The 2432-nt window shown below is 72.8% G+C and carries 2 protein-coding genes; one reads left to right on the top strand and one right to left on the bottom strand.

Annotated elements, in window-relative coordinates; translation table 11 throughout:
• Positions 1–1287: hypothetical protein (locus ACZ6SQ_RS38315; protein WP_469570673.1), on the bottom strand; the 1287-nt coding region annotated here is incomplete at its 3' end.
• Between ACZ6SQ_RS38315 and ACZ6SQ_RS38310 the strand changes: the two genes are divergently transcribed.
• Positions 1232–2212 carry a DUF2637 domain-containing protein gene (locus ACZ6SQ_RS38310; RefSeq protein WP_469570670.1) on the top strand — a complete coding sequence of 327 codons (981 nt, stop codon included), beginning with the start codon at positions 1232–1234 and terminating at the stop codon, positions 2210–2212. The genes ACZ6SQ_RS38315 and ACZ6SQ_RS38310 overlap by 56 nt on opposite strands.
• Positions 2213–2432: the final 220 nt, after the last annotated feature.

Below are 2432 nucleotides of genomic sequence, written 5' to 3'. Positions count from 1 at the left end.
CCCCCCCCCCCCCTCCCCCCCCCCCCCCCCCCCCCCCCCCCCCCCCCCCCCCCCCCCCCCCCCCCCCCCCCCCCCCCCCCCCCCCCCCCCCCCCCGCCGTGGGGCCGGGGGGCAGACCCAGGTGGCGAAGCCCTGTTCCGAGAGGATGTCCGACGGGATGTCCCCGTCGAAGTCCCGGCCGATCAGGGCCAGCAGCCCGCCCAGCCATGTCGAGAAGCCGAGGACGGCGGCCGCCAGAGCGGCAATGCCCGCGGCCGTGTTGCCCCTGAGCTCATGGACCACGGCCCAGTCCAGGTCAGCAGCCGCAGCAGGGGCCATGACGGTGGCCACGCCGGCCAGAGCACCGACCACCATGACGACGAAGCCGGCGCTGCTGACGGCGATGAGCCCGGCAGCAGGCTTGCGCCGGTCCGCCTCCTCCCCGACGACGGACGCACCGGCGACCTCGGCCCGCTGCCTCTCCGCCGCCAGGGCCTGCTCGGTGACCGCGATCGCCTCGGCCAGCACGGCTTCCTCCCGATCATGCCGGCACGGCTCCAGCGCAGCCGCCGTGTCCGCCTCCGCCAACGTGCCGCGCAGCGCCTCGATCGTGGCGTGCGCTCCCACCAGCTCCACGCGCAGCGCCTCGATCGTGGCGTGCGCTGCCACCAGCTCCACGCGCAGTGCCTCGATCGTCGCCTGGTCCGTCCGGCGTCCACGGTGTTCAGCGGCGAGCTGCCCGGCCTGCTCGCTGATCCTGGCCCGCGCTGCGGTCAGCTCCGCGACCCACTTCTGTTCCCGCTCCCTTGCCGCGGCCAGCTCCGCAGCCCTCTCGCGTTCCCGCTCCCGCGCTGCAGCCCCTTCCTGCTCCAGCCGCTCCACCCCGCCTTCCCACCGGGCCACCTCCTGCGCATGCTGCTCCGCCTGCTGCCGCGCCTGCTGTGCATGCTGCTCCGCCTGCTGTGCCATGCGTGCCTGTAGGTCTTCCAGTGCCTGCAGGGCCTGCTGACAGCGCTCCTGCGCGGCTCTGGTCCGGTCGGCGGCCCGGTCGGTGGCCTGGTAGGCGTCATGCCGCGCCTTGTCGGTTGTGGCCAGTGCCTCCATGTACAGGGCCCGGGTCCGCTCCCGCATCTGTTCGTCGGCCTTGCAGGCTGCCAGGACAGCGTCGACGAACTCGCGGGCGGGCATGCGTGTCGTGTTGTACCTGTCCACGGCGTTCAGCCCGCGGGACAGCCACGTCTCGCTCCTGCCCATGCACGCCGCTGCCTTCTTCTGTGTACCGAAGGCCTGTTTCACCAGCGTCCGCATGTGCGTGCACCAGATCTCTAACTGCGGTGACCGCCCCCCGCCCGCCGGATCGCGGCCTCCCTGCTGTCCCTGTTCTCCCATTGCCCCGCCCACGCTCCCGGTCGATTGCCCTGCGGGCAACTCCTTCGTCCTGCCAGCAGACAGTGCCAGGAACGAGCCGCCACAGCAGCGGCATCACGGCATTTCACACCGTCCGGCGGCCGGAGACACCGGAAACCATCGCCGCCATGTCGACGGCGCGATCATCGCGTTCCTCGCCCTGGACCTGTACCTGACCGCCCGTCGCATCTCGTGGCCGCTGCTGCGGTTCGCGGCGCACGGCATGACGCCGGCCACGGTCGTGCTCAACGCGACCGGCGTCGACAAGGGCCTGGCCGGCGACCCTGTGACCATGGCCTGGCACGGGCTGATGCCGATCCTGTTCGTGGTCGGCGTGGAGGCCGTGCGCCGGCTGATCCTGCACGCCGTGCAGCTCGCCGACGGCCTCGTCACCGACCGCATCCCGCTGCACCGCTGGCTGCCGGCCCCGGCCCCGACCGCGCGCCTGTACCGGCGTATGCGGCTGGCCGGTGTGCTCTCCTGCCCCGAGATGATCCGCTGCGAGCAGGACCTCGACGGTTACCGCGTCTGGCTCACCCAGGAGCTCGGCGGCGACCTGTCGCGCGCGAGCGAGGTGCAGCGGTTGCCCATGACGCTCGCCTCGCGCGGGTTCACCGTGGACGAGGCGCTGGCGCTGCCGGCGCGCTGGGCGGCCGAGGCGGCCGAGCGCGCCCGGCAGGCTGCCGAACGCGACGCCGTGGCCGAGGTGGAGGCCGCCGACCGGCAGGCGGGGCTGGCCCCCATGCCCAGAGCGCCCCAGCGGAAGCGCTGGGGGCAATTTGACGGGCAAGTTGTGGGGCAAGCCGGGCGGCGGGGAGCCCCGTAGACAAGTACTTGGCGCCGGGACCGGTCTTGTGCCGCCCCTGCGTCATGCTGCTCAGACCGTACGCCGAAGGCCCTCGTGAGGTACAACCCGATGTCACTCCGGACGCGACCCGGGCTGTGTCCTAGCTAGGCGCTGTTTCCTGGATCATGTGCGGAGCCAGATGATGAGGGCTGCGAGGGTGACGGTGCCGAGGTAGGCGTATGCCCGTTTCTCGTAGCGT

The organism is Streptomyces sp. NPDC048600 (genome assembly GCF_055587025.1).
The sequence above is the reverse complement of the archived record's forward strand: the minus strand, read 5'-3'. Positions and strand labels throughout refer to the sequence as shown.

What these genes read in the sequence shown, in the direction of transcription:
- ACZ6SQ_RS38310 (WP_469570670.1), top strand. Translation starts at nt 1,232, where the DNA reads ATGCACGCCGCTGCCTTCTTCTGTGTACCGAAGGCCTGTTTCACCAGC.